A 23,141-nucleotide genomic window follows, 5' to 3' on the forward strand; every position below is an offset into this window, starting at 1 on the left:
CGAGGGAGGTCCGGTCGGGCCCGGGCACGGGCGGGGTGCGCGCGTGCCCGGGGGCGTCGACGTACGGGTCAGACGTGGACGGGCTGGGGGCGGTCGTCGTTCCCCGGCCCCGAACCCGGGTCCGGGGCGGTGGACTTGGCGAGCCCCTCACCCTCGACATCCACGTTCGGCAGGATCCTGTCGAGCCAGGCGGGCAGCCACCAGGCGGACTTGCCGAGCAGGGCCAGTACGGCGGGCGCGATGGCCATGCGGACGACGAAGGCGTCGAAGAGGACGGCCACCGCGAGGCCGAAGCCGATCGTCTTGATCATGGCTCCGCTGGCGCCGATGAAGCCGGAGAACACGGCGATCATGATGATGGCAGCGGCGGTGACCACGCGCCCTCCGTCGCGGAAGCCGGTGAGGACGGCCTGGCCCGGCCCTTCGCCGTGGACGTATGCCTCCCTCATCCGGGTGACCAGGAAGACCTCGTAGTCCATGGCCAGGCCGAAGACGATGCCCACCATGAAGATCGGCATCAGGCTCATGATGGGCCCGGTCTCCTCCACTCCGATCAGGCTCGCGAGCCAGCCCCACTGGAAGACGGCGACGACCGCGCCGAGGGCGGCGAGGACCGAGAGCAGGAAGCCGAGTGCGGCCTTGAGCGGGACGAGGACGGACCGGAAGACGGCCATCAGCAGCAGGAAGGCGAGTCCGACAACCAGGGCCAGGTAGGGGACGAGGGAGTCGTTGACCTTCTGGGAGAAGTCGACGTTCACCGCCGTCTGGCCGGTGACCAGCAGCTTCGCGCCGGTTTCCTTCTCGATGGCCGTACCGGTGTCGCGGATGTGCTCGACGAGCTTCTCGGTGGCCTCGGAGGCGGGCTTGGACGACGGGACGGTCGTGACGATCGCGGTGTCTCCGGCCTGGTTGAAGCGGGCGGGGGCGACGGCGGCCACGTCGTCGAGCTTGCCGATCCGGCTGACCACCTCGGTGGCGGCCGTCTCCGGGTCCTCGCTCTTGGCCGCGTCGACCACGACGACGAGCGGGCCGTTGAAGCCGACGCCGAAGCCCTCGGAGAGCAGGTCGTAGGCGCGGCGCTGGGTGGTGTCGGTGGGCTGGGCGCCGTCGTCGGGCAGGCCCAGGGTCATGGAGGCCGTCGGGATGGCGATCACCCCGAGGCCGACGACACAGGTCAGCAGGACGGCGACCGGACGCCGGAGCACGAACTGCGCCCAGCGCACGCCCATCGGAGGCTTCGAGAACTCCGGGGGCCTCGGAGACTCCGGGGACCTCGCCGTGCCGCTCTCCGCCGCGTCGTCCGCAACAGCCCTGATGTCGCCCTTGTTCCTGCCGAACCTGCTGTTGCCGGCCTTCTTCCCGGCTTTCTTCTCGGCCTTCTTCTCGCCCTTCCTCTTGGAGAGCACCCGGTCGCCGGCGAAGCCGAGCATGGCGGGGACGAGGGTGACGGCGATGATCACCGCGATGGTGACGGATCCGGCGGCGGCGAAGCCCATCTTGGTCAGCATCGGGATGTTGACCACGGCGAGGCCGGCCAGCGCGATGATCACGGTCAGGCCCGCGAAGACCACCGCGGAGCCTGCGGTGCCCGTGGCACGGGCGGCGGCCTCCTGCCGCGGGTGCCCCTCGGCGAGTTCGGACCGGTAGCGGGAGACGATGAACAACGCGTAGTCGATACCGACCGCCAGCCCCAGCATCAGGGCCAACACCCCTGCGTTGTCGCCCAGTTCGAGGGGCGAGTTCAGCGCGGCGAGGGTGAGGAAGCCGATGCCGACGCCGATGAGCGCGGTCAGCAGCGACAGTCCGGCGGCGACCAGGGAGCCGAAGGTGATGACCAGGACGATCGCCGCGACGATCACGCCGATGACCTCGGCGGCGGCGCCGTGGGACGCCACCTTGACCGCGTTTCCGCCGGCTTCCACGGTCAGTCCGGACGCACGCGCCTGTTCCACGGTCTTGTCGAGCGCGTCGTGGGAGTCGGAGTCCACCTCGGCCGCGGTCACCTTGTAGGTGACGGAGATGTACGCGGTCGAGCCGTCCTTGCTGACGGCCCTGGCGGTGTAGGGGTCGACCGCGGAGGCCACCTGGTCGGAGCCGCTCACGATCTCCTTGGTGACCTTCTGCACCTCGGCCTTGTTGGCCGCGGTGGTCATCGTCTGTCCCTCGGGGGCCTTGAAGACGATCCGGGCGGTCGCTCCGTCCGAGGCGGAGCCGGGGAACCGCTGGTCCAGCAGGTCGAACGCCTTCTGGGACTCCGCGCCGGGCAGCGTGAAGGGCAGTGCCTTCGTGGCCGGTGCGCTGAGGGCGGCGATGATGGCCGCGCCCAGCAGGGCGAGCCAGACGAGGAGGACGACGGGGCGCCGCCGGAAGGCTGTATGCCCCAGTCTGTACAGGAATGTAGCCATGGTGGTGCTCTCTCGGTCAGGTCGTTGGGAACGCCCGTCAGGGCATGAGGGCGTGCAGGGGTACGCCGACGACGTGAGCGGTGCGCGTCAGGTGGGGGTGTGTTCAGCCGCGCGGGGGCACGGCGAGAAAGGGAGGGGCGCCTCGGCCACACGGCCGTCATTGGCCGGAGGGCAGGGCGCGGGACGCCTACGGCACGGGGAGGCCGGGGCGGGAAAGGTGTGCGGTACGCGCCGACGGTGGGGGAGGTCGGTGCGTGAGGACCCGGATCGTGAGGACTCGGATCGTGAAGACCGGATCGTGAAGACCCGGATACGGGTGGGTCAGATACCGAGTGCGGGGAAGACCAGCGCTTCCATGTTCCGCCTGAGGTCGTCCTGGGTCATCGCCGTGTCGCTCATCAGCGGGCGGGCGACGATCAGGCTGACCAGCATGGACGGGACGAGGTCCAGCGCCGGGTTGTCCGGGGCGACCTCGCCTCGTTGGACGCCGCGCTGGAGGATGGCGCCGATGTCGTCGAGGGCCGGGTTGAGCCTCACCTCTCTCAGGGTGCGACGGAGTTCGGGGTTGTTGTAGATCGCGTGGCCCACGCTCAGTTGCAGAGCGGCGTCCCGCGCGAGTTGGTTGTCGTCGGCCTGCTCCACCATCACGTACAGGTCGCCGCGCAGTGAACCGGTGTCGATCAGGTCGATCCGAGTCGGCCTGCGGAACTCCACGGCCGCGGCGACCAGTTGCGGCTTGCCGCCCCAGTCGCGGTAGAGGGTGGCCTTGCTGAACCGTGCACGGGTGGCCACGGCCTCCATCGAAAGGGCCTCGTATCCGACCTCTTGCAGGAGGTCGAGCACGGCGTCGTAGAGCTGTGCCGCGCGGAGGGGGGTGAAGCGGCTGCCCCGGGCGGTGGACTGCTCGGTCATGACCTGCTCCTTCCCTGCACAAAACGGTGCCGTTTTCTTTGGACGGCATCAGATTAGCGAGACCGCGAAGAAAACGGCACCGTTTCCTAAGTGACGTGGGTCACATGTCATCGGCGGTGTCTTCGCCCTCGGAGAGCGGGTCTTCCGGGTCGGCCGCGAAGGTCGTACAGATACCGGTCGCGGCGTCGCACCAGCCACCGTCCGGCCCGGTTTCGACGAGCAGCGGCGACGCGGGGGCCGGGGGCGTGTCAGCCATTGGCCTGCTCCCACGCCCGGTCGATGGCGTCGGCGTACTGGGGAAGGCCGGCCGTACCGGGAATGGCCAAGCGGTCGCCGAGGACCGTGAAGGGCACTCCACGGGCGCCCAGGGCCACCGCGGCGGCGTGGTCGGCCTGTACGGCGTCGGCGTAGCGGTCGGTGGCGAGCACGTCGCGGATCTCGTCGGCGGGGATGCCCAGTCTCCCGCCGAGGTGGATCAGCGTGTCGTGCCCGAACGCGTCGGGGTTCCCGCCGAACAGTTCGGCCTGCATCGCCGCCATGTACCGTGCGCCGACGCCGTGTTCGTTGCCGAGGTGGACCAGGCGCAGCATGTCGAGGGTGTTGCGCACCGGCCGGTCGAGGACGTAGGGCAGACCGTCGGCGGCGGCCTGCCCGGCGACCTCCTTCTCCATCGCACGCGCCTGGTCGGGAGTGACCCCGAACTTCTCGACCCGGTACTCCGGGATCCAGGTGACCCGGGTGGGCACGTTCGGGTCGAGCTGCCACGTGTGCATCCTCACCTCGATGCGGGCCGCGTACGGGGACTGCGCGACCGCCGTGCTCAGCCGGTGCTCGCCGACATAGCACCAGGGGCAGAGCACGTCCGCCCACACGTCGATCGTCAGTTGAGGGGACGTCATCTCGGGCACCGCCTTTCGTCAGGTGAACGGGGTTACTTGAGTGCCATCGGGGTGACGGGCGATCCGACCGAGCCGGTGATCTTGAGGCCGGGGGCGCACAGGAGGAACTCCCAGACGCCGTCCTGGGCACAGTCGGCGGCGAGCGCCTCGAAGTCCCACATCTCGCCGAGGGTGAGGCCCATGTCCCGGATCGCGACCTGGTGGAACGGGGCGTAGGTGCCTTCGACCGGCGACGGGTAGACCTCGACGGCCCAGTTGTCCACGGCTACGGCGGCGACCTCGACGTCGTGCAGCCAGCGCAGGGTGTCCAGGCCGAGGCCGGCCTCGTTCTCGCCCATGTACCGGTCACGGTCGCCCTCGGCGAACCACCGGTGCCACCCGGTGCGGACGCAGAGGATGTCACCGGACTCCACGTGCACGCCCTGGCGTTCCTCGGCCGCCGAGAGATCGGCGGCCGTGATCTCGTAGGAATCCGGGAGCCGGTCGACGCCCTTGAGCGCGGCGATGTCCAGGAGCACCCCGCGCGAGATCGGGCGTCCGGCCACCTTGTCGAAGGAGTCCCTGGAGGCGCCCGCGAAGTTGTTCACCGCGGCGGCCGGCACGTTGTTGTAGAAGTGCCCGTCGTATCCCATGTGGGCGAGACCGTCCCACTGGGTGGCGGCCTGAAGGCTCATCACCACCAGGTCGTCGGTGCCGAACATGCCGTCGGGGGCACCGGCGCTGTCCGAGGGCAGCAGGGTCATCATGTGTTGGGGGTTGTCCCGGAAGGTGTTCGGCGTGGCCGGGCCCTCCTTGCCGAAGGACATTCCGAGGTCGAAGGTCTTTCCCGTCCTGACCAGCTGCGCCGCGGCGACGAGTTTGGCGGGCGTGACGAAGTTCAGCGTGCCGATCTCGTCGTCGGCACCCCAACGCCCCCAGTTGCTCAGCTCCTTGCCGAGTGCGTGATGCGGCCAGGTCGTGGTGTCGGTCATGGGTCTCTCCTCAAGAGGTGTACGGATGCGGGCTGTTGTCGCGCCGGAGGGCTCCGGCTGCCCGTGCGGTGGCTTCAGAGCTGGGTGTGGCCGCCGTCGACGACGAGGTCGGAGCCGGTGGTGTAGCGGTTGTCGTCGGCGGCGAGGAACAGCACGGCCGCGGCGATCTCCTCGGGCCGGCCCAGCCGGCGCAGGGGGATCATGGCGGCGAGGGCGGCGCGCAGGGCGTCCGGGTCGTCCTGCGTGTCGATGACGGGGGTGTCGATGGGCCCCGGGCTGACGGTGTTCACCCGGATCCCGCGGTCCTTCAGCTCACTGGCCCAGGTACGGGCGAAGGAGCGTACGGCGGCCTTGGTGGCGCTGTAGACGGTGCGCTCCGCCGCGCCGTTCAGGTGCCCGGCGGACGCCATCAGGACGACCGAGCCGTTGTCGTTGAGCAACGGCAGCGCCTTCTGCACGGTGAAGAACGTGCCCCGGGCGTTGACGGAGAAGAGCCGGTCGAAGTGCTCGGGCGTGGCCCGGGCCAGGGTGGACTGCTCGCCGCGACCGGCGTTGGCGACGACGATGTCGACGCCTCCCCGCTCCTCCTCGACCTGCTGCCAGAGCCGGTCGAGATCCTCCAGGCGGGAGATGTCGACCTGTATGGCTGTGACGTGGCCGCCGATCTCGGCCTGGGCCTTAATCAGTTCCTCCGCACCCAGGCCGGTGATGTAGACGTAGGCGCCCTCGGTGACGAACGTCCTCGCGGTCGCCAGACCGATCCCGCTGCTTCCGCCGGTGATGACCGCGGTCTTGCCGTCCAGCTTTCCCATGAGCACCCGACCTTTCGTGTAGCGATCGCTAAAGCGGTGAACGGCTACACTGTAACGACCGCTAAAGCAATCGGGCAACCGGCACCCGTGGCGGAGCCGGGCAAGGGAGGAGGGGTCATGCCCAGGGGAGGCAAGCGCGCCTTCGACGAGGAGGTCGCACTGGACACAGCCCTGGAGCTGTTCTGGCGCCAGGGTTACGAGGCCACCTCGATCGCCGACCTGACGGCGGCGATGGACATCCGGCCGCCCAGCCTGTACGCGGCCTTCGGAAACAAGCAGCAGCTCTTCGTGAAGGTCCTGGACCGCTACGCCCAGGCGCGCTCCCCCTTGTCGCGCGACGCGCTGGCGCAGCCCACGGCACGCGAGGTGGCACTTCGGCTGCTGACCGGCCTGGTCGAGGCGTACACCACGCCGGGCAAGCCTCGTGGCTGCCTGACGGTGCAGGCGGGACTCGCCTCGGGCGAGGACGGCCGCGCGATCGTGGAGGTGCTCAAGGCGGCCCGCAACGACTACCGCAATGCCGTCCAGGGCCGCTTCGAGAAGGCTGTGACGGACGGAGACCTGCCCGCCGGCACCGACTGCAAGGTCCTGGCACGCTTCCTCATGGCCACCGCCGAGGGTCTCGCCGTCAACGCCGCCGCCGACGCGCCCCGCGAAGAGCTGATGGCCGCCGCCGTCCTTGCTGCCCAGGTGGTACCCGTCGGCTGACAGTCGACCGGGGCGCGGGATCGCCCGTCTGTCCTCCTAGGTCTGGAGTGAATCGATTCATTATGTGGGCCAGTCGGGGCACATGATCGCTGCTCGATCTTCCCGGAAAGCAGGCAGGACGCGCCTTCGTGATCTGATCTTCCAAGCCAGAAACGTTTAAGTAACCCTATTGACTCAAGTTGCGCCCTCTCATTAGCGTGCGCCGAAACGTTCCAAACCGGCCGAGTGCTGTGGCACCTCCGGGGAGTGGGTGTCCGCGTCGTGAGGCGTGCGTGGACGCCTGTGAGCGCCTCCTGTCCCCCCACAGACCTGCCAGGCAGGTTCACTGACAAGAAGGGAACGGGCATGTCTCTCAACAGGTCAGCCACGCGTCGGCAAGTGGTGGGTTCCGCTGCCGCAGCCGTGGTCATCGGTGTGGTGAGCCCGGGGCTCGCCTACGGGTCACCGTCCACGGCCGCGTCTGCCGGAAACGACTGGACGGCGAAGTGGATCGGGCGGGACACCCCGTCGGTGGCGCCCGAGTTGGGCAAGCAGAACCCCGCACCGCTGCTGCGCCGGGTCTTCGCGCTGGGCAAGCGCGTCAAGCAGGCGAGGTTCAACATCGTCGGACTGGGCTACTACGAGGCGTGGATCAACGGCCACCGAGTGGGTGACCAGGTCCTGGACCCGCCGCCGTCGGCCTACGACCAGACCGCGTACTCGCGCTCGTTCGACGTCACGAAGTCGCTGCGCGGCGGGGACAACGCCATCGCCGTCACCCTGGGGCGCGGCTATTTCAGCACCCCGGAGACCACTCCGACGACGCTGTTCGGCCTGTCGAAGGCCCCCTGGACAGAGGAGCCCCGGTTGCTGGCGCAGTTGGACATCGTCTTCAGCGACGGCACCAGAAGCCGGGTCGTCAGCGACGGCACCTGGAAGATCACCGACGGGCCCACCCGTGACGCCCTGTACTTCGGTGAGTCGTACGACGCCCGCCTGGCCAAACCAGGTTGGACGAACGCCGCCTACGACGACTCGGCCTGGGAGACCGCACGCGTCCAGCCCGCGCCCACCAAGCAGGTGGTGCCCGCCGACATGCCACCGGTCAAGGTCACCGACACCTTCGGGCCTGTCGGCGTCACGAGGCTCACGACCGGCACCCGGGTCTACGACTTCGGCCGGACCACGGCCGGCTGGGCCCGCATCAAGGTCAGCGGCACGGCCGGAACGACGGTGACCCTCGTTTACGGCGAGCAGCTGAACGACGACGGCACCGTGTTCCAGTCGGCGATGCTCGGTCCCGCCGCGGTCACCCACCGGGATTCCTACATCCTGGGCGGCAAGGGAACGCAGACGTGGGAACCGAGCTTCACGCGGCACGGTTTCCGCTATGTCGAGGTGTCCACCTCGGCGCCGCTGACCTCGTTCGGGATCGAGGCCCGCGTCGCGCACACAGCGGTGGCGTCGACCGGCCGCTTCGACAGCGCCGACCCGCTTCTGAACAGGATCAACGCCATTCAGCGTGCGTCCCTGCTGGACAACATGTGGGGCATTCCCACCGACACCCCCTGGCGGGACCGGCAGGGCTGGACCGCCGACGCCTATCTCTACCTGGACTCTGCGGCCCTCAACTTCGATGTCGAGGGCCTGTACCGCCAGTGGCTGCGGACGTTCCGTGACTCCCAGCGGGCCGACGGCAGCCTGCCGGTGATCGCTCCGAACCCCGGCGGCTTCCCCCTGTGGAACGACCCGTCCTGGTCGGGCACGCTGATCTCCTCCGCCTGGACGCACTACCAGCACTACGGCGACGTCGGCGTGCTGTCCGACAACTATCCGGCCATGGCGCGCTGGCTCGACCTGATGCGCACCACCATCGCCGGGACGAACGGTCTGTACACCGGCTTCTCCTTCGGCGACTGGTCACCGCCCGGCGCGGAGAACGCCGCCACCGTGGCCCTCAGGCCGCCGGAGGGCTCCCTGCTGACCGCCAACGCCGACCTTTACCACGAGGCCCGTCTCCTGGCCCGGATCGCGAGGGAACTCGGTCACTCCGGCGACGCCGCCCGGTTCGACACCTTGGCCGACGCCCTCGCCGAGAAGTTCAACGAGACGTTCCTCGACGCTGACGCGGGCGTCTACCGGACGCCCGTGGAAGCCGGTTACCGTCAGACCTCCAACCTGGTGGCCCTGGCGTACGGGCTGGTCCCCGAAGAACACCGGGACGCGGTCTTCGCCAACCTGGTCAAGGACATCACCGACCGCAGCGACCACCTGAACACCGGGGCCATCGGCACCAAACTGCTGCTCCCCGTCCTGACCGGGAACGGCCGAGCCGACCTGGCCTACCGGATCGCCACCCAGACCAGCTACCCCAGCTGGGGCTACTGGGTGAAGCAGGGCGCCACCACCTCGTGGGAGACCTGGTCCATGACCAAGAAGGACCTTTCGATGAACCACCCGTTCCTGGGCACCGTGGACGACTGGTTCTACCAGCATCTGGCGGGTATCCAGGCCGCCGCTCCCGGCTACCGCAAGGTGCTCGTCGCACCGGTAGTGCCGGACGGCCTGCGGTATGCCTCGGCCCGGGTGACCACCCCGCGCGGCGAGGTCGGCGCCGGCTGGCGCCAGGAGAAGGGCCGTCTGACCCTCACGGTGAAGGTGCCCGCGAGGACACCGGCCGAGGTCCGTGTCCCGGTCCCGGACGGTGCGTGGAGCATCACTGCGGGCCGGGGCGCGACCCGAGTGGAGCAGAAGGCCGGCTACGTCGTCTACCGCGTGCAGGGCGGTACGCACGTGTTCCACGTGTCCTGACCAGGCATCGGGCCCCGAGCACGCAGACGGGGGTGGGCTTGGGGCCCGGCCGGTCCAGTCGGTTCGGTCGGTTCAGGTGGACCGGCGGACGACGACCTCCGCCGAAGCCGCGCTCTCCCAGATCGTGCGGCCGAGCGGAGTCCGCTGACTGTTCAGCTCCGCCTCCAGCCAGGCGCGCAGACCTGTGAGTCTGTCGGAATCGACCAAGCGTGTGGTCGTGAGCGCGGGGATCGCCAAGCGGCCTTCCACGGTGTCCTCGGCGCCGATGACCGCCACATCCGACGGGACCCGCAGGCCGAGATCCGCAGCAGCGGCCAGTACGGCCAGTCCATGACGGTCATCGGCCGCACAGATCGCCGAACCCTGCATCCGGCCCAGCGCGGACAGGGCGGCCACCGCCTGCGGCCGGTCGAGAGGCAGGGTGAACACCTCGGGCTGCGGCATCCCTCGCCGCCGGCATTCCTCCCGTACGCCCCGGAGCCGGTGCTCGGCCACCACTCGCCGACTCGAAGGCTCCGGGAACGCGTACCGGACCCGTTCGTATCCGCGTTCCGCCAGGTGCGCCACCTGAGCGCGGCCGATCGCCCGCTCCCAGGGCCGGTCCGCCGCCTCCGGATCGGCCTCGGCGGCAGGGAACCCGAACACGTGCCGGGCTCCGGCGGCACGTATCTCCTCATGGGTCCGTACGGTCACGAAGGCGAACAGCGCGACGCCGAAGGGCTGCAACGACCGCACCACCTTCACCGCCTCCGCCTCCTGGAGCAGCGTGTGTGTCACGACGGTGTAGCCGAGATCGGACAGGGCGCCAATGACCGCACCGTTCCAGCGCTCGCTGACATCCCCGACGAAGGTCGGGTCGAAGACCGCCAGGACGACGTTCGAATGCCCGCGGCGCAGAGCGGTACCCACGGGGTTGCGCACGTATCCGAGTTCGGAGACCGCCGCGGTCACCCGTTGCTTCGTCTCCTGACTGATCGACTGCGACTCCTTGCCGTTCAGCACATAGCTGACCGTGGCCACGGACACCCCGCTGAGCTTCGCCACGTCGCGGATCGTCGGACGGCGTATCCCGGCATCCACTCGTCCAGCCCCTCTTCTTCGACTCCAGCCAGGCTATGCGTTGCCCAACGCTGCGTGTGCAGAGTGCTCCTTGCGCTTCAGGGCCGACCGACGCCACTCCGGACGTTGACCAGCACGGCTGGGTCCTCGATCCCGCAGACGGCGGCGGCCGGTCGGGGGCGACGAGCTTCGCCCAAGGGTTGCCGGTGAGGTCGGCGGGGCTCGCGTCCGCTTCTGGGCGACCGCAGGCTCACTGCACCATGTTTCCCGGGCTCAACAACCTGATGGCGGCAATGGGTGTGTTGTCGCCACTTACGATGCACCGTCCACCTGATCTGCGTCCCAACGGTCCTCGGTAAAGCGCACTACCGGAGGGCCGCCGGTCGCTTCAGGTCGAGCGGTTTCTGCCGCCCAACAATTCACCTTTTGCGCATGCAACCCAGATGGCATTTGCTGAGCATGTGACCCGGGTCACCGAAAGTCGATCTCATCATGCGAGACATGTCAGCGGTGCGAGGTTCGGATTTCCCCCCGAGGTCCTCGAATTGGGCCCGCTGCCTCGACTTAGGGCACGCGGAGGGCACGCCACCCTCAAATTGGACTAGACAACAAACAACCCCCGGGCCAATGGCCTGGGGGTTCGTGTTGGAGCGGGTGACGAGAATCGAACTCGCACTCTCAGCTTGGGAAGCTGATGTTCTACCACTAAACTACACCCGCGTAAGACGCCGGTCGGAGCCGGTGTCCGAACGCATCGACACTTTACCTCATGTCCGGCCCCCGGCGCTGAAGCCGTGGGGCCGGAGTGCGTTTCCGGGGAGTGATGGGGCTGCAGGGGAACGGAGTTGGGGCGTACGGTGGAGACGTGGAAGAGGGTCTGGGCGGGACGGAGTGCCGCCTGGAGAGCCGTCCCTTTCATCCCGTAATGTGGCCTTTCGTCGTCCGGCGAGCAGCAGCCGGACGCGGCTCTTGGGGAAGGGACTCTAGGACTTGATGGAGCGCACCGTCGTCCGTTGTGCCGATGGGCACGTGTTCAGCACCGCTTCGTTCCCGATGCAGCAGGCAGAGCGGCTCGGTCCCGGGCGGCTCGTCCGATGTCCGCGGTGTGCGCGGCTGAGGAGTGTCGTGCCGGTCAGCCTCGAAAAGCGGTAGCGGCCAGTAATGCGTCAGCCCGCGGTCAAGCAGTACGCCAAGTAATACGCGCGCGGAGTCGTCACGATTGTGGCGGCTCCGCGCGCCTTGCGTATCCTCGGGGCGTGCTTCTCTCAGACAAGGACATCCGGGCCGAGATCGACTCCGGGCGAGTACGGATCGATCCCTACGACGAAACCATGGTGCAGCCGTCGAGCGTCGACGTGCGCCTCGACCGCTACTTCCGGGTGTTCGAGAACCACCGCTACCCCCACATCGACCCCTCCATCGAGCAGGCCGACCTGACGCGGCTCGTCGAGCCCGAGGGCGACGAGCCGTTCATCCTCCACCCCGGAGAGTTCGTCCTCGCCTCCACCTACGAGGTCATCAGCCTCCCCGACGACCTCGCCTCGCGCCTCGAAGGCAAGAGCTCCCTCGGCCGCCTCGGCCTCGTCACCCACTCCACCGCCGGTTTCATCGATCCCGGCTTCTCCGGTCACGTGACGCTGGAGCTCTCCAACCTCGCGACCCTCCCCATCAAGCTCTGGCCCGGCATGAAGATCGGCCAGCTGTGCATGTTCCGGCTCAGCTCGCCGGCCGAGTTCCCCTACGGCAGCGACCGCTACGGCTCCCGCTACCAGGGGCAGCGCGGACCCACCGCCTCCCGGTCCTTCCTCAACTTCCACCGGACGCAGGTCTGAGCATGAGCGACGTACGCGAGAATCTGACCTACGAACGGTTCGGCGTCGCCGTGCGCGAGCTCGCCCAGACCATCGCCGACGACGGCTACGAACCCGACGTCGTCCTCAGCATCGCCCGCGGCGGCGTCTTCGTCGCCGGAGGGCTCGCCTACGCCCTCGACTGCAAGAACATCAGCCTGGTAAATGTCGAGTTTTATACCGGTGTGGGCACAACGCTCGAAATGCCCGTCATGCTCGCGCCCGTCCCCAACGTCATCGACTTCTCCGACAAGAAGGTCCTGATCACCGACGACGTCGCCGACACCGGCAAGACGCTCAAGCTGGTCCGGGACTTCTGCCTCGACACCGTCGCCGAGGTCCGCAGCGCGGTCATCTACGAGAAGTCGCAGTCGCTCGTGAAGTGCGAGTACGTGTGGAAGCGGACCGATGACTGGATCAACTTTCCGTGGAGTGTCCAAGAGCCCGTGATCAAGCGGGCCGGGCAGGTGCTCGACGCCTGAGGCGTCAGCGACAAGGCGACAAGTCCAAAAAAAAGGGGGCTCCCGGCTGCCACAGCCGAGAACCCCTTTTTGCTGCTCAGTACTACTTAGAACGTCCCCAGCTTCACGATCGACAGCAACGCGATCAGCTGGATCGCCGACGCGCCCAGCGCCTTCGGCCACGGAAGGTCGTGGGACTTGGACACCATCAGGGTCAGCAGGGCGCCTGCCGCCACCCATGTCGCCCAGCCCAGGGCCTGGACGAAGGTCGCGTCGCCGCCGAAGAACATGGCGAAGACCAGGCGGGGGGCGTCGGTGAGAGACATGATCAGCATGGAGAGGCCGACCGTCGGCTGCCAGGAGCCGTCGCCGCCGAGCTGGCGGGCCAGGGTGTGGGTGACCACGCCCAGGATCAGCGAGCTCAGGACGATCGCCACGGCCGTCGTCAGGACGATCGGGACGGCGTTCGACAGTGTGGCGTTTATCGCGTCCTTGCGGGCGCCGTCGAAGCCGAAGACGGCGAGGAGGCCGTAGAGGAACGTGACGATGAGGGCCGTGCCCCACATCGAGTAGTCCCGCATCTGGAGGAAGGTCTGCCTGGGGGCAGTGAGGATGCCCTTCAGCAGGGCCTTCCAGTGCAGCCGGGGGCCGATCGGGCCGGGCGGGGCCTGGGTCGAGCCCGCGTGATAGGTCTCACCCTGGTTGTACGGGGACTCCCCTACGGAGAACGCCTGGGTGTGACCCGGGTTGTTCGCCGCGTACGGGTCAGGGCCGGCGTTGCCCTGCTGGTACGGGTCGTCGCCGCCGAAGTACTCCGGCTCGCCCTGCCCGCCGTTCGTCCCCGGCCACTGCCCACCACCGCTGCCACTGCCGCCGTACGGCTGCTGCTGCGGGTACGGCTGCGGCGCGGGAGGGTAGCCGTACGGCTGTCCCTGGGGCGCCTGCTGTCCGTACGGAGGTTGTTGCGGTCGCGCTTGCGGGGCGCGGTTGTCCCGGGCGCCCCGTCCGATCCTGAATCCAGCCACGTAATCGAACGTACCTGGTCCCACAGAGTCACGTGCCGGACCCGGCGATCCGGGTCCGGCTTTGCGGCCGAGCTGTGACATCCCCTAAGGGGAGACACAGGGAAAAACAGGGGGCCAGGGCGGCATTCCCCGGCCCGGGCGCGGGTAGCCCGACGCGGGCCGAGAACCTCAGCCGGCCAGGTCCTGGCCGAACGCTCCGCCCTGGCTGGTCGACAGGCCGAGCTTCGTCGGGCTGAAGGTCGTGGCCGTCGTCGTCGAGTACAGCGTCGACGCCGCACCCGGCAGGAACCATGCCGCGCCCGCCGGGTCGTTCTCCTCGGAGGCGATCGCCGTGAGGTCCGCGCGGCCGTCATGGTTCACGTCGGACGCGAGCAGCGTGGCGCCGAAGCCGTCGAGGGCCTCCACCGCGCCCGGGACCCCGGTGCTGTCCTGCGTCAGGTGCACCGCTCCGGTCGCGGTGAGGCCGGATGCCGAGCCCCGCATCAGGGTGATCGCGCCTGCCGAGACGACGTAGTTCGTGTCGTCGCCGAAGGACTCGCCCGGGGCGCCGACCGCGAGGTCCCCGTAGCCGTTCTTGTCGAAGTCGCCGATCGCCAGCGCCCCGCCGAAGTCGTCGCTGTACTCCGAGGAGTCCGGCACCCCGGATGTGTTCTGCGTGAACGTGACACGGCGGGTGGCGCTCGGGCCCGACCCCGTGCCGTAGACGACGTGGATCTTGCCGCCCGTCGAGGCGGACGGCTCGTCGTCCGGTTCCTCCGGGTTGCCGAGGGCGATGTCGCCGTAGCCGTCCTTGTTCAGGTCGCCGATGGCCGCCGTGGCGGCGGGGCGCAGGGTTGCCGCCTTGCTCAGGCCGCTCGCGGTGCCCTTGTAGTAGACGGCGGTGGCGAGTTGGCTGCTGTTCGGCTTCTGGCCGGTGACCACGAGGTCGGCCTTGGTGTCGCCGCTGACGCGGCCCGCCGTCAGGGCCGGATTGTCGATGCCGGGCGAGTACGAGGAGACCGACCCGGTCGAGCCGGACTTGGTGAACGGGCCGCGGATCAGCCGGATCCGGTAGGCCGGGTCCGCGGCGGAGCTCTGCGCGGAGATCGCCAGGTCGGGCTTGCCGTCGCCGGTGAAGTCCGCCGCCGCGATGCTCAGGCCGAAGTAACTGCCGTACAGGGTCTCGGGGTTCTTCACCGTCGTACCGCCGGACAGTCCGGACGACGAGCCCCATACGACGACCACCGTGCCCGCGTCCTCCGCGGATCCGGCCTTCTCGTGCTGGGCGCCGATGACGAGGTCGCTGTAACCGTCCCGGTTGAGGTCGGCGGTGGCGACCTGGTCGCCGAACTCGTCGTATGCCTCGGCCGCTCCCGGAATGCTCGCGGTGTTCTGGCTGATGATCTTCCGTTTCGCCGGGTCGAGACCGCTCGCCGAGCCGTAGACGACGGCGACCTGCCCGGCCCACTTCTTGCCGCTCACGGTGGCGGCCGGGGCGGAGATCGCCACATCGCGGTAGCCGTCTCCGTTGAAGTCGCCCTGGAGGCCGGACGGGGCGGCAAAGGCGGGGGTGGCCGCCAGGGTCAGGGGGGTGAGGCCCGCGACCGTCAGGGCGGCGAGGGCCGTGGTGGTGCGCACGGGGTGCTTCACGTCCAGGACTCCAAGTGAGTTCGTGTGAGGGGGAGTTCGTGTGAGGGTGAGTGGGTCAGTCCGCCAGCGCCGCGCCGAAGTGCGTGCGGGTGCCAAGGCCCAGGCCCTTGACGGTGAGCGTCGTCGAGCCCGTGCCCGTCGGGCCCGAGGCGGTGCCGGGGAAGAGGTGCAGACGGCCGATCTCCCATGCGGCGGCGACGAGTTCCGCACGGCCGTCGCGGTTGTAGTCGCGCAGCAGGACGGAAGCGCCGAACCAGGAGTCGCTCTCGTCCGCGGGGCGCTGGAATCCGGTGGTGGTGTAGTCGTACTGGCGGGAGTTCGTGCCGGTGAGACCGGACGTGCCGCCGCGCAGCACGGTCACGGCACCGGCGCGCCAGAACTCGCTGCCGAGTGTCTCCATCGGGGCTCCCACCGCGAGGTCCGGGTAGCCGTCGCCGTTGGTGTCCCCGGCCGAGATGTCGTAGCCGAAGTAGTCGCCGGACTCGCGGACGCCGGGCACGCCCGCGGTGTTCTGGCTGATCGACTTGGCGGTGCTGCTGAAGCCCGTGGACGTGCCCTTGCGGATGTGGACGGCCCCGCCCTTGCCGGAGCGGGAGACGCCGACGGCCAGGTCGCCGTAGCCGTTCTTGTCGAAGTCGGCGATCACAGCGCTCGTGCCGACGAGGTCGGAGGAGGCGGGCAGGCCGTACTTCTTGGGTGGTTTGACCGGGCCGCTCGCGCTGCCGCGGTAGAACCAGACGCGGTTGGTGCGGGTGTCCACGTCGTAGCCGATGACCGCGAAGTCGGTGGTGCTGTCCTTGGTGACCTTTCCGGAGACGACCAGTTCGGGCTTGATGTCCTCGCCGTCGACCGGGTCGAGGTTGGTGGCGCCGCCGCGGGAGCCGGACTTGGTGAACGGGCCGCGAAGGTACCAGATGTAGTCGTCGCCGACGGAGACCACGTCGACCTTGCCGTCGGCGTTGAAGTCACCGACGGCGACGTCCTGGGCGAAGCCGTCGTCCTTGCCGCCCGGGGCGGCGTACCAACTGCCCCTGGTCAGACCGGACTTGGAGCCCCACAGGACGGTGAACGTGCCGTGCCGGGAGCCCGCGTCCTCACCGGGTGAGGTGGCGACGACGTCCGCGTAACCGTCCTTGTTCACGTCGGCCGTGGTGACCTTCGCGCCGAAGTAGTCGTTGGCCTCCGCCGAGCCTTCGACTCCCGGGCTGTTCTGGGTGTAGACCTTGCGCGTGGCGGGATCCAGCCCCGTCGCCGTGCCCCAGACGACCACGACCGCGCCCGCCTCCTTCTTCCCGCCCACCGCGGCGGTGCGGTCGCCGAGAACGAGGTCGCGGTATCCGTCTCCGTTGAAGTCGTCCGCGTACTTCGCGGCCGCCGCGTTGGCCGGGGCTGCGAGGACGAGCGGGGTCAGGCCGGAAGCGAGGAGAGCGGCGGCGGCCAGGAGGCGGGTCCGGGGGCGGGTGGTCAAGAGGGCTCCAAGGGTCGTGGATGTCCCGGTATCACGAGGTGTCGCGATGAGGAGACACTTGGCAAGTGGCGTGGGTTGTACGGGAGTTCGGTGAACTCTTGAGTCCACTGTGACGCCAGCCGCCAGCCGCCAGCTGTCAGTCGTCTCCGAGGAACTCCGAGCTGGAGAAGGTGACCGCGGGCTCCTTCGCGACCGACCCCTTCCTGGCCCCGGGATAGACCGCCACCGTGTCCTTCGTCTCCCCCGCATACGTCCGCACCGCAAGGTCCGCCCGTCCATCACCGTCGAAGTCGCCGACCGCGAGGACGCGGGTCGTGCCCCGGGCCGGAGGCTCCACGATCACCACGTCCGCCGCCGACAGGCCGGCCGCGCGCCCCCGGAATACCTTCAACCGGGAGCCGCTGGAGACGAGTTCGCTCAGCCCGTCCCCATCCAGGTCGCCCGCGTCGAGCATCGAGCCCGGCGAGGCCAGGGTTCCGTCCGTCCCCGTCGGCAGGTCGTAGCGCAAGGACGTTTCGCCCATCGTGCCGGTCGCCGCGTCCAGCGACTTGCCCTTGCCGAAGCGGCCCAGGGCCACGTCGATTCCGGCCGGGAGCTCGGCGCCGGTACGGGTGGGGCCGTCGGGGCCGCCAAGGACGATCGCCGACTTGGCCGTGCTGTCCTGGGACTTGCGGACGAGCAGGTCGTCGTAGCCGTCGCGGTTCACGTCGGCCGACGGGCCCGTGGGGACCTCACCGGGGGACGCGAGCGGGGCGCCTGCCTCGCTGGGCGCGCCCTTGCTCGTGAACGGGCCCCGCAGATACGACAGTTGCCCTCCCGTCGCGTGCACCACCAGGTCGTTCGCGCCGTCGCCGTCGAAGTCGCCGCAGACGGGCTGGTCGGGCCAGTCGTTGCCGGCGCGGGCCTGGGCGGGGATCGTGAGGTGAACCGCCTTGCCGGTCAGGCCCTTTGGGGAGCCGAAGAGGAGCTGGAGGGGGACCGGGGGCCGGCCCTGACCGTCGTATGGGGGATCGGTCGACACCACCAGGTCGGTGAAGCCGTCGCCGTTCAGGTCGCAGCTTTCCTCCGCGTCGAAGACCGCCGGGAGTTGGCCCTGGGTTCGGGCGCCCTGTTTCGCCGGGCTCAGCAACTGCCGTGCGCCCGGCCTGAGTCCGCGCTCGCTGCCGTAGACGACGCCGATGCCCGCGTCGTCCGCGTGGCTCTCCGCCTTGACCAGGTCGCCCAGCACCAGATCGCGGTGACCGTCGCCGTTGAAGTCGTCGGGGACCTTGCTGCCCTTGCCCTGCGGGATGGGGAGTTGGGCCGGTGCCTGCGCGATCTGGAGGGGCGGTGTGTGCTGGGCGCTGTCGGGTCCGGCGCCGGATACCGGGCCGCAGGCGGCGAGCAGCAGCGTGCCGCCCAGAGCCGCCGCGGCCGTCGCAGCCGTACGCCTCCGACCGCCGCCTCTTCGCGCCCGCACCATTCACCCCTACCGCATCAACGGACAACAGCCCGCACATGATGCTCTTGTTCGAGCGACGCGGTAAGGGGTGTCGGTGCGTGACTATCCGCACGCTCAACGGACGCGGACCAGCACCGAGTACGGGCCCACGTCCTTCCGCGTGAAGTAGCCGCCCCCGAACAGCTCCTCCGGGAATGTGACCTCCCGTGCGCCGGTCACCGGGACGCGGGGGAAGCGGTGGTGGGTGAGGTCGAGGAGGTAGCCGTGGGGTGGGGGTACGGGGGCCACCGGACCCGGTGTCGCGGGCACCGCCGGTACCGGCCCCGCTTTCTCCTCCTCCGCTCCCGCCCTTCGCAGCACGAACACGTCCGGCGCCCCGAACGGATCCGCGTTCAGCCGCGCAGCGAACTGTGCCGCGTTACGCGCCGTCAGCCACCGCAGGACCTCCGCGTTGCGCCGCTCGTGCTGCCCCAGGGGGTTGGAGTAGCCGGGCGTGATCGACACGTACGCCCAGTACGGCTTCACGGCCATGAGGCGGTGTTCGTCCGTCAGGACGGTGAGGTCCTGGGCGCGGCGGTGGGGCGTGGCCGCCGTGATCGCGCGGGCCAGCGGGCCGATCCACGGGTGGTCGAGGCCGGGTTCGCGGACGCGGGCCGTGGCGCCGGGGGCGGAGCCGTCGGTGAGGGGGTAGGCCTGGCGGTGGGCCAGGTCGACCTCGTGGGTGAAGGTGCTGGTGGGGGACTGGAGTACGGAGACCGCGCATGCCGCCGCGATCAGCGCCGTAAACGGGCGGATCGAGGAGCGGTAGCGGGACGGCCAACGCCCGCGTACCGCCCGTAGCGCATCCGCCGTCGCCAGTACGCCGGCGCAGTAGAGGGCCGAGAGCAGGACCGGGTGGACGCGGAACGACAGCAGCGTCGTGTCCAGGGCGATCGCGCATTGCGACAGTACGACCCACAGGTAGCAGCAGATCACCAGCACCGTCAGGCCGCCCGCGACCGGGTTCGTCCGCGCGCGCAGCACCAGCCAGCCGACGCCCGCCAGGCAGAGCAGGCCCGCCGGGGTGGGGGTCGTCATCGGCAGGAGGTAGGTGAGCTGCTGGTAGGGCGTGAACTGGAGGGCCGTGGTGGGCGGCGAGCCGGCCAGCAGACCCGCCAGCTTGTGCGGGACCAGGACGAGACAGGTGGCGGGGAGGGCGCTCACGCCGACCAGAGCGAGGCGGCCGAGCATGACCAGCGGGCGCTGCCTGCGACGGACGGCGAGCGTCACCGTCAGGACCAGCAGCGTGAAGCCCCAGAACGCCGCCAGCATCGTGTAGACGACCAGGGCCGCGCCGAACGCCCCGCCGAGCGCGACCAGCGACCACCAGCGGGGGTTCCGCGAGCCGAGGGCCTTCAGCGCGAGCACCGTCAGCGGGGCCAGGACTCCGCCGACCAGCCAGGCGTACGGTTCGCGCACCCCCATCGACGGCTCGACGAAGGCACAGAGCGTCGTCGCCACGGCCAGCAGCACCGCCGTACGCGCCGGAACCAGCAGCCGCCACAACGCCAGCCCCAGCGCCGCGGTCAGCGCCACGGACGTGATGCCCAGCGGCTTGAACACCGTCCAGGCCGGGACGTGCAGTTCGGCGGCCAGGCGTCCGCCCGCCCAGAACCAGGCCGGCGGATACAGCGGCGGCACCCCCCGGTACGCGAAGTCCGCGAGGAAGGGGGAGGACGCCAGCCGGGTCAGGTACTCGACCCGGAAGAGGTTGTCCGAGGCCAGCCCGCCCAGGAACCAGCGCGTGCCGTGCAGGGGGATCGCGAGAAGGAGGGTGGGCAGCGCGGCGGCGAGGGCGTAACCGGCCCACGGGGTCAGCCTGGTGCGCGCGCCCGCCGCGCTGAGCAGCGCAAGGGCGGCCACTACGACCGTGACGCCGAGGGTGGTCAGTACGGCGGCCAGCAGTGACGGTTCGGGGATGGGGAGGCGCTCGATGCCGTACTGCGCGGCCACGGACGTGGCGACCGCGAGCGCGCAGCCCGCCGGGAGTTCGGCGGCGAACCGGAGGGGGGAGATCCGGAGTCCGGGCCGGCCGGCTGACATCGCCATCTGCGGCTGCCTGGTCGCTCGCGCCCGAGCCTCGGGAATACGGGAGTCGGCCCTCTCGGCCTGTTGCTCGGCCTGTTGCTCGGCCTGTTGCTCGGCCTGTTGCTCAGCCTGTTGTTCGGTCTGTTCCGGAGGCGGCGTCATCGGCCGGCTCCCCGGAGTCGCAGGACCGTCCGCAGGCCCGACGACGAGCGCAGCGCCTTGGCGAGACGTGCGCGGTGGCGTCGTAGCGTCGGGGAGGTCGCCAGGCGCAGGGCGCGGCCGCGCAGCGGCAGGCCGCCGGGGAGGGACAGGCGGGTCAGGCGGAGCATGCCGATGTGGCGGTCCGCGAACACCCGGTCCGCGGCGGGGGAGTTGAGGAAACGCTCGGCCACCGGGCGCAGGCGGGGGTTCTTCTCCGGCTGCATGCAGTACGTGATCGTCTCGACGAGCGGGCGTACGTCCGTCACGGCGAACGGGGCCCGGCCGCTGCCGTCGGGGAGGAGCTGGTCGGCGAGGACCAGGGGGATGCGGTTGCTGTTCTCGTAGGGGCGCAGGTTGCGCAGGACGCGTTCGGTGCCCAGGCGCAGGGCCGGGATGCCGTAGAGGGCCGAGGCCGTGAACAGGGCGGTGGAGAAGCAGCCGACGACCAGGCGGGGGCGCAGGCGGGTGAGCAGGACCTCGGCGAGGACCGGGGTCTCGGCGGTGAAGAAGGCCACTCCGGCTTCCGCGGCCGTCTTGCGGAGGAGGTCCATGTGGCGTCTGGGGGCTCGGGGATGCGGCTTGAAGACGACGTGGGTGCAGCCCTGGCGGGCGGCGAGGCGGACCATGTCCTGGTGCAGGGCGTCCTCCTCGGCGGCGCTGAGCAGGCCGATCTCGGCGAGGTACTGGCCCACGACGAGACCCGCGTCCTGCTGGGGCAGGCCCTCCGCCGCCAGGGGTGCGTCGGCCTCCTCGGCGAGTTCCTCGAACACGGCGCGCAGGGTCTCGGGGGGCAGGACGCTGTGCCGCGCGTCGACGGAGCTGAGGAGGAGGGGGCGCAGGCCGGTCACCAGGTCGGGGTGGATGAGCTGGCGGATACGGTCGGCGAGGTCGTTGGCCAGGTGGGCGCGGAGGGGGCCGTAGGTCATCAACCCGTCGGCGTAGACGTGGAGTTCGGCCTCGCGGAAGAGGTGGGCCAGGGTCTGGGCCGGGGGGACCTGGAGGGATTCCAGGACGAGCTGGATCGGCGCGTCCTCGGGGACCGCCCAGGATTCGCGCAGACAGCGGGCCAGCAGGGGCATGTCCTCGGCGCTGGGGCGCCACAGGTTGGGGTGGCGGGGGAAGGCGAGGGCGTTCCAGTCGACGACCCGCTCGAAGCGGCTCGCCAGGCGGCGGAAGCCGGGCAGGTCGTCCCACGCGGGCTGGGACTCGGGGACGTCCGCGTTGTTCGACGTGATCAGCAGTCGGCGTCCGCCGGGCGGCAGGGGCAGGAAGCCCGCGTCGATGGCCGCGCAGACGGAGGCGAGGCCGTAGAGCGTGGAGACCTCGACGAGTTGGACGGGGGGCTGGGTCGTCTCGGGGGTATCCATGGTCAGCGGCCCTTCCTGATCGTGGCCTTCGGGCGGTACAGCTTGAGCAGGGCGTCGCGGCGCTTGCCGTCCATGCCGTCGAGGACGGAGCGCAGGAGGTCCTGGGGGAGCGTGGCGGCCAGGTCGCGGTAGCGGGTGCGCAGCGCGCGGGCGACGGGCTTCAGCAGCCGCTCGGTGTTCTCCAGCTGGAAGTGGGTGATGCCGAGCAGCGTGCGGACCGCCTTGCGCTGCAGGGTGTCCGCCTTGGGGTGCGCGCCGGCCTCGTCGATGACCCGGCGCAGCGCGGGCAGGAAGTCCAGCTGGCGGTCGTCGCCGACGGCGGTGAGGGAGCCGCTGACGCCGCGCCGGTAGAAGAGCCCGGCCAGGTCGGCGACGGCGTAGGTCTCGGTGCGCAGATGCAGCCGCCAGGTCCACAGGCGGTCCTCGCAGGTGCGCAGTTCGGTGTCGAAGTACAGCAGGCGGTCGCGGTCGCGCAGGGCGGTGCGGAAGGCGCCGGACCAGACGTTGGGGTAGTCGACCATCGTCTCGCGCTGCTCCGAGCCGATCCCGTCGATCGAGGGCAGGGCGACTCCGCGGCGGCCGGCGGGGGCCCGGTGCAGGGTGCGCTTGCGGCCGTAGACACGCATGTGATCGACGCGTACGAAATCGGTGGCCATGCGGGCGCAGGTGGTGTCCAGGCGCGGGTAGTAGCCGGGGGCCAGCCAGTCGTCGCCGTCGAGGAAGGTGGTGTACGTGCCGGTCGCCACCTCGATTCCGGAGTTCCGGGCGGCCGAGGCACCGCGGGGTTCGGTGTGGGTGATCAGACGGGCGTTCGGAATGCGGGGGACGGCCGCCTCCAGCAACTCCCTCGAACCGTCGGTCGACCAGTCGTCGACGAAGACGAAGTCGATGCCGGGGCCTGTGTTGCGGTGGATCGAGCCCAGGCAGTCAGGGAGTTGGTCGACGACGTTTCTGCAGATGACGACGGCGGTGAGAGTCATGAAGGAGTCCTCGGTAGGAGGCAGAGTGCTCTTGAGTCACAACCCGCCTCCGGGTGACATTGAGATGAACTTCAGATATCTCTTTCAGGGCATTCG

At 69.9% G+C, this 23,141-nt stretch carries 18 protein-coding genes and 1 tRNA gene; 4 read left to right on the forward strand and 15 right to left on the reverse strand.

Annotation, left to right across the window (positions count from 1 at the left end):
- Positions 1-68: 68 nt before the first annotated feature.
- The 6 genes from AC5DRG_RS28655 to AC5DRG_RS28680 all read right to left on the reverse strand — a co-directional run bounded on the left by AC5DRG_RS28655 (position 69) and on the right by AC5DRG_RS28680 (position 5,999).
- Entirely contained in the window at positions 69-2,405 is a 2,337-nt protein-coding gene (locus AC5DRG_RS28655; RefSeq protein ID WP_491802320.1) for an MMPL family transporter, read from the reverse strand.
- A 321-nt stretch (positions 2,406-2,726) separates the two neighbouring features.
- Positions 2,727-3,317: a TetR/AcrR family transcriptional regulator gene (locus AC5DRG_RS28660; protein ID WP_491802321.1), complete on the reverse strand. Its 591-nt coding sequence runs from the start codon at positions 3,315-3,317 to the stop codon at positions 2,727-2,729.
- Positions 3,318-3,417: 100 nt separating this feature from the next.
- Positions 3,418-3,573, reverse strand: a complete 156-nt coding sequence (locus tag AC5DRG_RS28665) for a hypothetical protein (RefSeq protein WP_491802322.1) — start codon at positions 3,571-3,573, stop codon at positions 3,418-3,420.
- Positions 3,566-4,216: a DsbA family oxidoreductase gene (locus AC5DRG_RS28670; protein ID WP_491802323.1), complete on the reverse strand. Its 651-nt coding sequence runs from the start codon at positions 4,214-4,216 to the stop codon at positions 3,566-3,568. The genes AC5DRG_RS28665 and AC5DRG_RS28670 overlap by 8 nt, the downstream gene beginning before the upstream one ends.
- A gap of 32 nt (positions 4,217-4,248) precedes the next feature.
- Positions 4,249-5,187 (reverse strand): cyclase family protein, encoded by a 939-nt coding sequence (locus tag AC5DRG_RS28675; RefSeq protein ID WP_491802324.1) that lies wholly within the window; start codon positions 5,185-5,187, stop codon positions 4,249-4,251.
- 74 nt (positions 5,188-5,261) lie between these two features.
- On the reverse strand, positions 5,262-5,999 hold the full coding sequence (locus tag AC5DRG_RS28680) for an SDR family NAD(P)-dependent oxidoreductase (protein WP_491802325.1): 738 nt from the start codon (positions 5,997-5,999) through the stop codon (positions 5,262-5,264).
- 117 nt (positions 6,000-6,116) lie between these two features.
- Here AC5DRG_RS28680 and AC5DRG_RS28685 point away from each other — a divergent pair, with 117 nt between their 5' ends.
- Both AC5DRG_RS28685 and AC5DRG_RS28690 read left to right on the forward strand, forming a co-directional pair.
- On the forward strand, positions 6,117-6,707 hold the full coding sequence (locus tag AC5DRG_RS28685) for a TetR/AcrR family transcriptional regulator (RefSeq protein WP_491802326.1): 591 nt from the start codon (positions 6,117-6,119) through the stop codon (positions 6,705-6,707).
- 345 nt (positions 6,708-7,052) lie between these two features.
- A complete protein-coding gene (locus AC5DRG_RS28690; protein ID WP_491802327.1) occupies positions 7,053-9,497 on the forward strand; it encodes an alpha-L-rhamnosidase in 2,445 nt (814 codons plus the stop codon).
- A 72-nt stretch (positions 9,498-9,569) separates the two neighbouring features.
- Here the strand turns inward: AC5DRG_RS28690 and AC5DRG_RS28695 are convergent, their stop codons facing one another.
- Together AC5DRG_RS28695 and AC5DRG_RS28700 are read right to left on the reverse strand one after the other, a co-directional pair.
- Positions 9,570-10,541, reverse strand: a complete 972-nt coding sequence (locus AC5DRG_RS28695) for a substrate-binding domain-containing protein (RefSeq protein WP_491802328.1) — start codon at positions 10,539-10,541, stop codon at positions 9,570-9,572.
- 661 nt (positions 10,542-11,202) lie between these two features.
- Positions 11,203-11,276: transfer RNA gene (locus AC5DRG_RS28700), tRNA-Gly, on the reverse strand.
- Between the two features lie 536 nt (positions 11,277-11,812).
- On the opposite strand from AC5DRG_RS28700, the gene dcd reads away from it, so the two are divergent.
- Together dcd and AC5DRG_RS28710 are read left to right on the forward strand one after the other, a co-directional pair.
- Positions 11,813-12,388, forward strand: coding sequence for a dCTP deaminase (dcd, locus tag AC5DRG_RS28705; RefSeq protein WP_491802329.1), 576 nt, complete (start codon positions 11,813-11,815; stop codon positions 12,386-12,388).
- Positions 12,389-12,390: 2 nt separating this feature from the next.
- Positions 12,391-12,888, forward strand: a complete 498-nt coding sequence (locus AC5DRG_RS28710; protein WP_491802330.1) for a phosphoribosyltransferase — start codon at positions 12,391-12,393, stop codon at positions 12,886-12,888.
- Between the two features lie 86 nt (positions 12,889-12,974).
- On the opposite strand, the gene AC5DRG_RS28715 is transcribed toward AC5DRG_RS28710, so the two are convergent.
- From AC5DRG_RS28715 to AC5DRG_RS28745, 7 genes are all read right to left on the reverse strand, one after another.
- Positions 12,975-13,973, reverse strand: coding sequence for a Yip1 family protein (locus tag AC5DRG_RS28715; protein ID WP_491802331.1), 999 nt, complete (start codon positions 13,971-13,973; stop codon positions 12,975-12,977).
- Between the two features lie 87 nt (positions 13,974-14,060).
- Complete coding sequence (locus tag AC5DRG_RS28720) at positions 14,061-15,521, reverse strand: FG-GAP-like repeat-containing protein (protein WP_491802332.1); 1,461 nt, start codon at positions 15,519-15,521, stop codon at positions 14,061-14,063.
- A gap of 55 nt (positions 15,522-15,576) precedes the next feature.
- Positions 15,577-16,989, reverse strand: coding sequence for an FG-GAP and VCBS repeat-containing protein (locus AC5DRG_RS28725; protein WP_491802333.1), 1,413 nt, complete (start codon positions 16,987-16,989; stop codon positions 15,577-15,579).
- 136 nt (positions 16,990-17,125) lie between these two features.
- Positions 17,126-18,448, reverse strand: coding sequence for an FG-GAP repeat domain-containing protein (locus AC5DRG_RS28730; protein ID WP_491802334.1), 1,323 nt, complete (start codon positions 18,446-18,448; stop codon positions 17,126-17,128).
- Between the two features lie 96 nt (positions 18,449-18,544).
- Positions 18,545-20,659: an arabinofuranosyltransferase gene (locus AC5DRG_RS28735; RefSeq protein WP_491802335.1), complete on the reverse strand. Its 2,115-nt coding sequence runs from the start codon at positions 20,657-20,659 to the stop codon at positions 18,545-18,547.
- Positions 20,656-22,065, reverse strand: a complete 1,410-nt coding sequence (locus AC5DRG_RS28740) for a polysialyltransferase family glycosyltransferase (RefSeq protein ID WP_491802336.1) — start codon at positions 22,063-22,065, stop codon at positions 20,656-20,658. The genes AC5DRG_RS28735 and AC5DRG_RS28740 overlap by 4 nt, the downstream gene beginning before the upstream one ends.
- Before the next feature lie 2 nt (positions 22,066-22,067).
- Positions 22,068-23,045: a glycosyltransferase family 2 protein gene (locus AC5DRG_RS28745; RefSeq protein WP_491802337.1), complete on the reverse strand. Its 978-nt coding sequence runs from the start codon at positions 23,043-23,045 to the stop codon at positions 22,068-22,070.
- Between the last annotated feature and the right edge of the window lie 96 nt (positions 23,046-23,141).

It is taken from the genome of Streptomyces sp. JLBG701 (assembly GCF_058544905.1).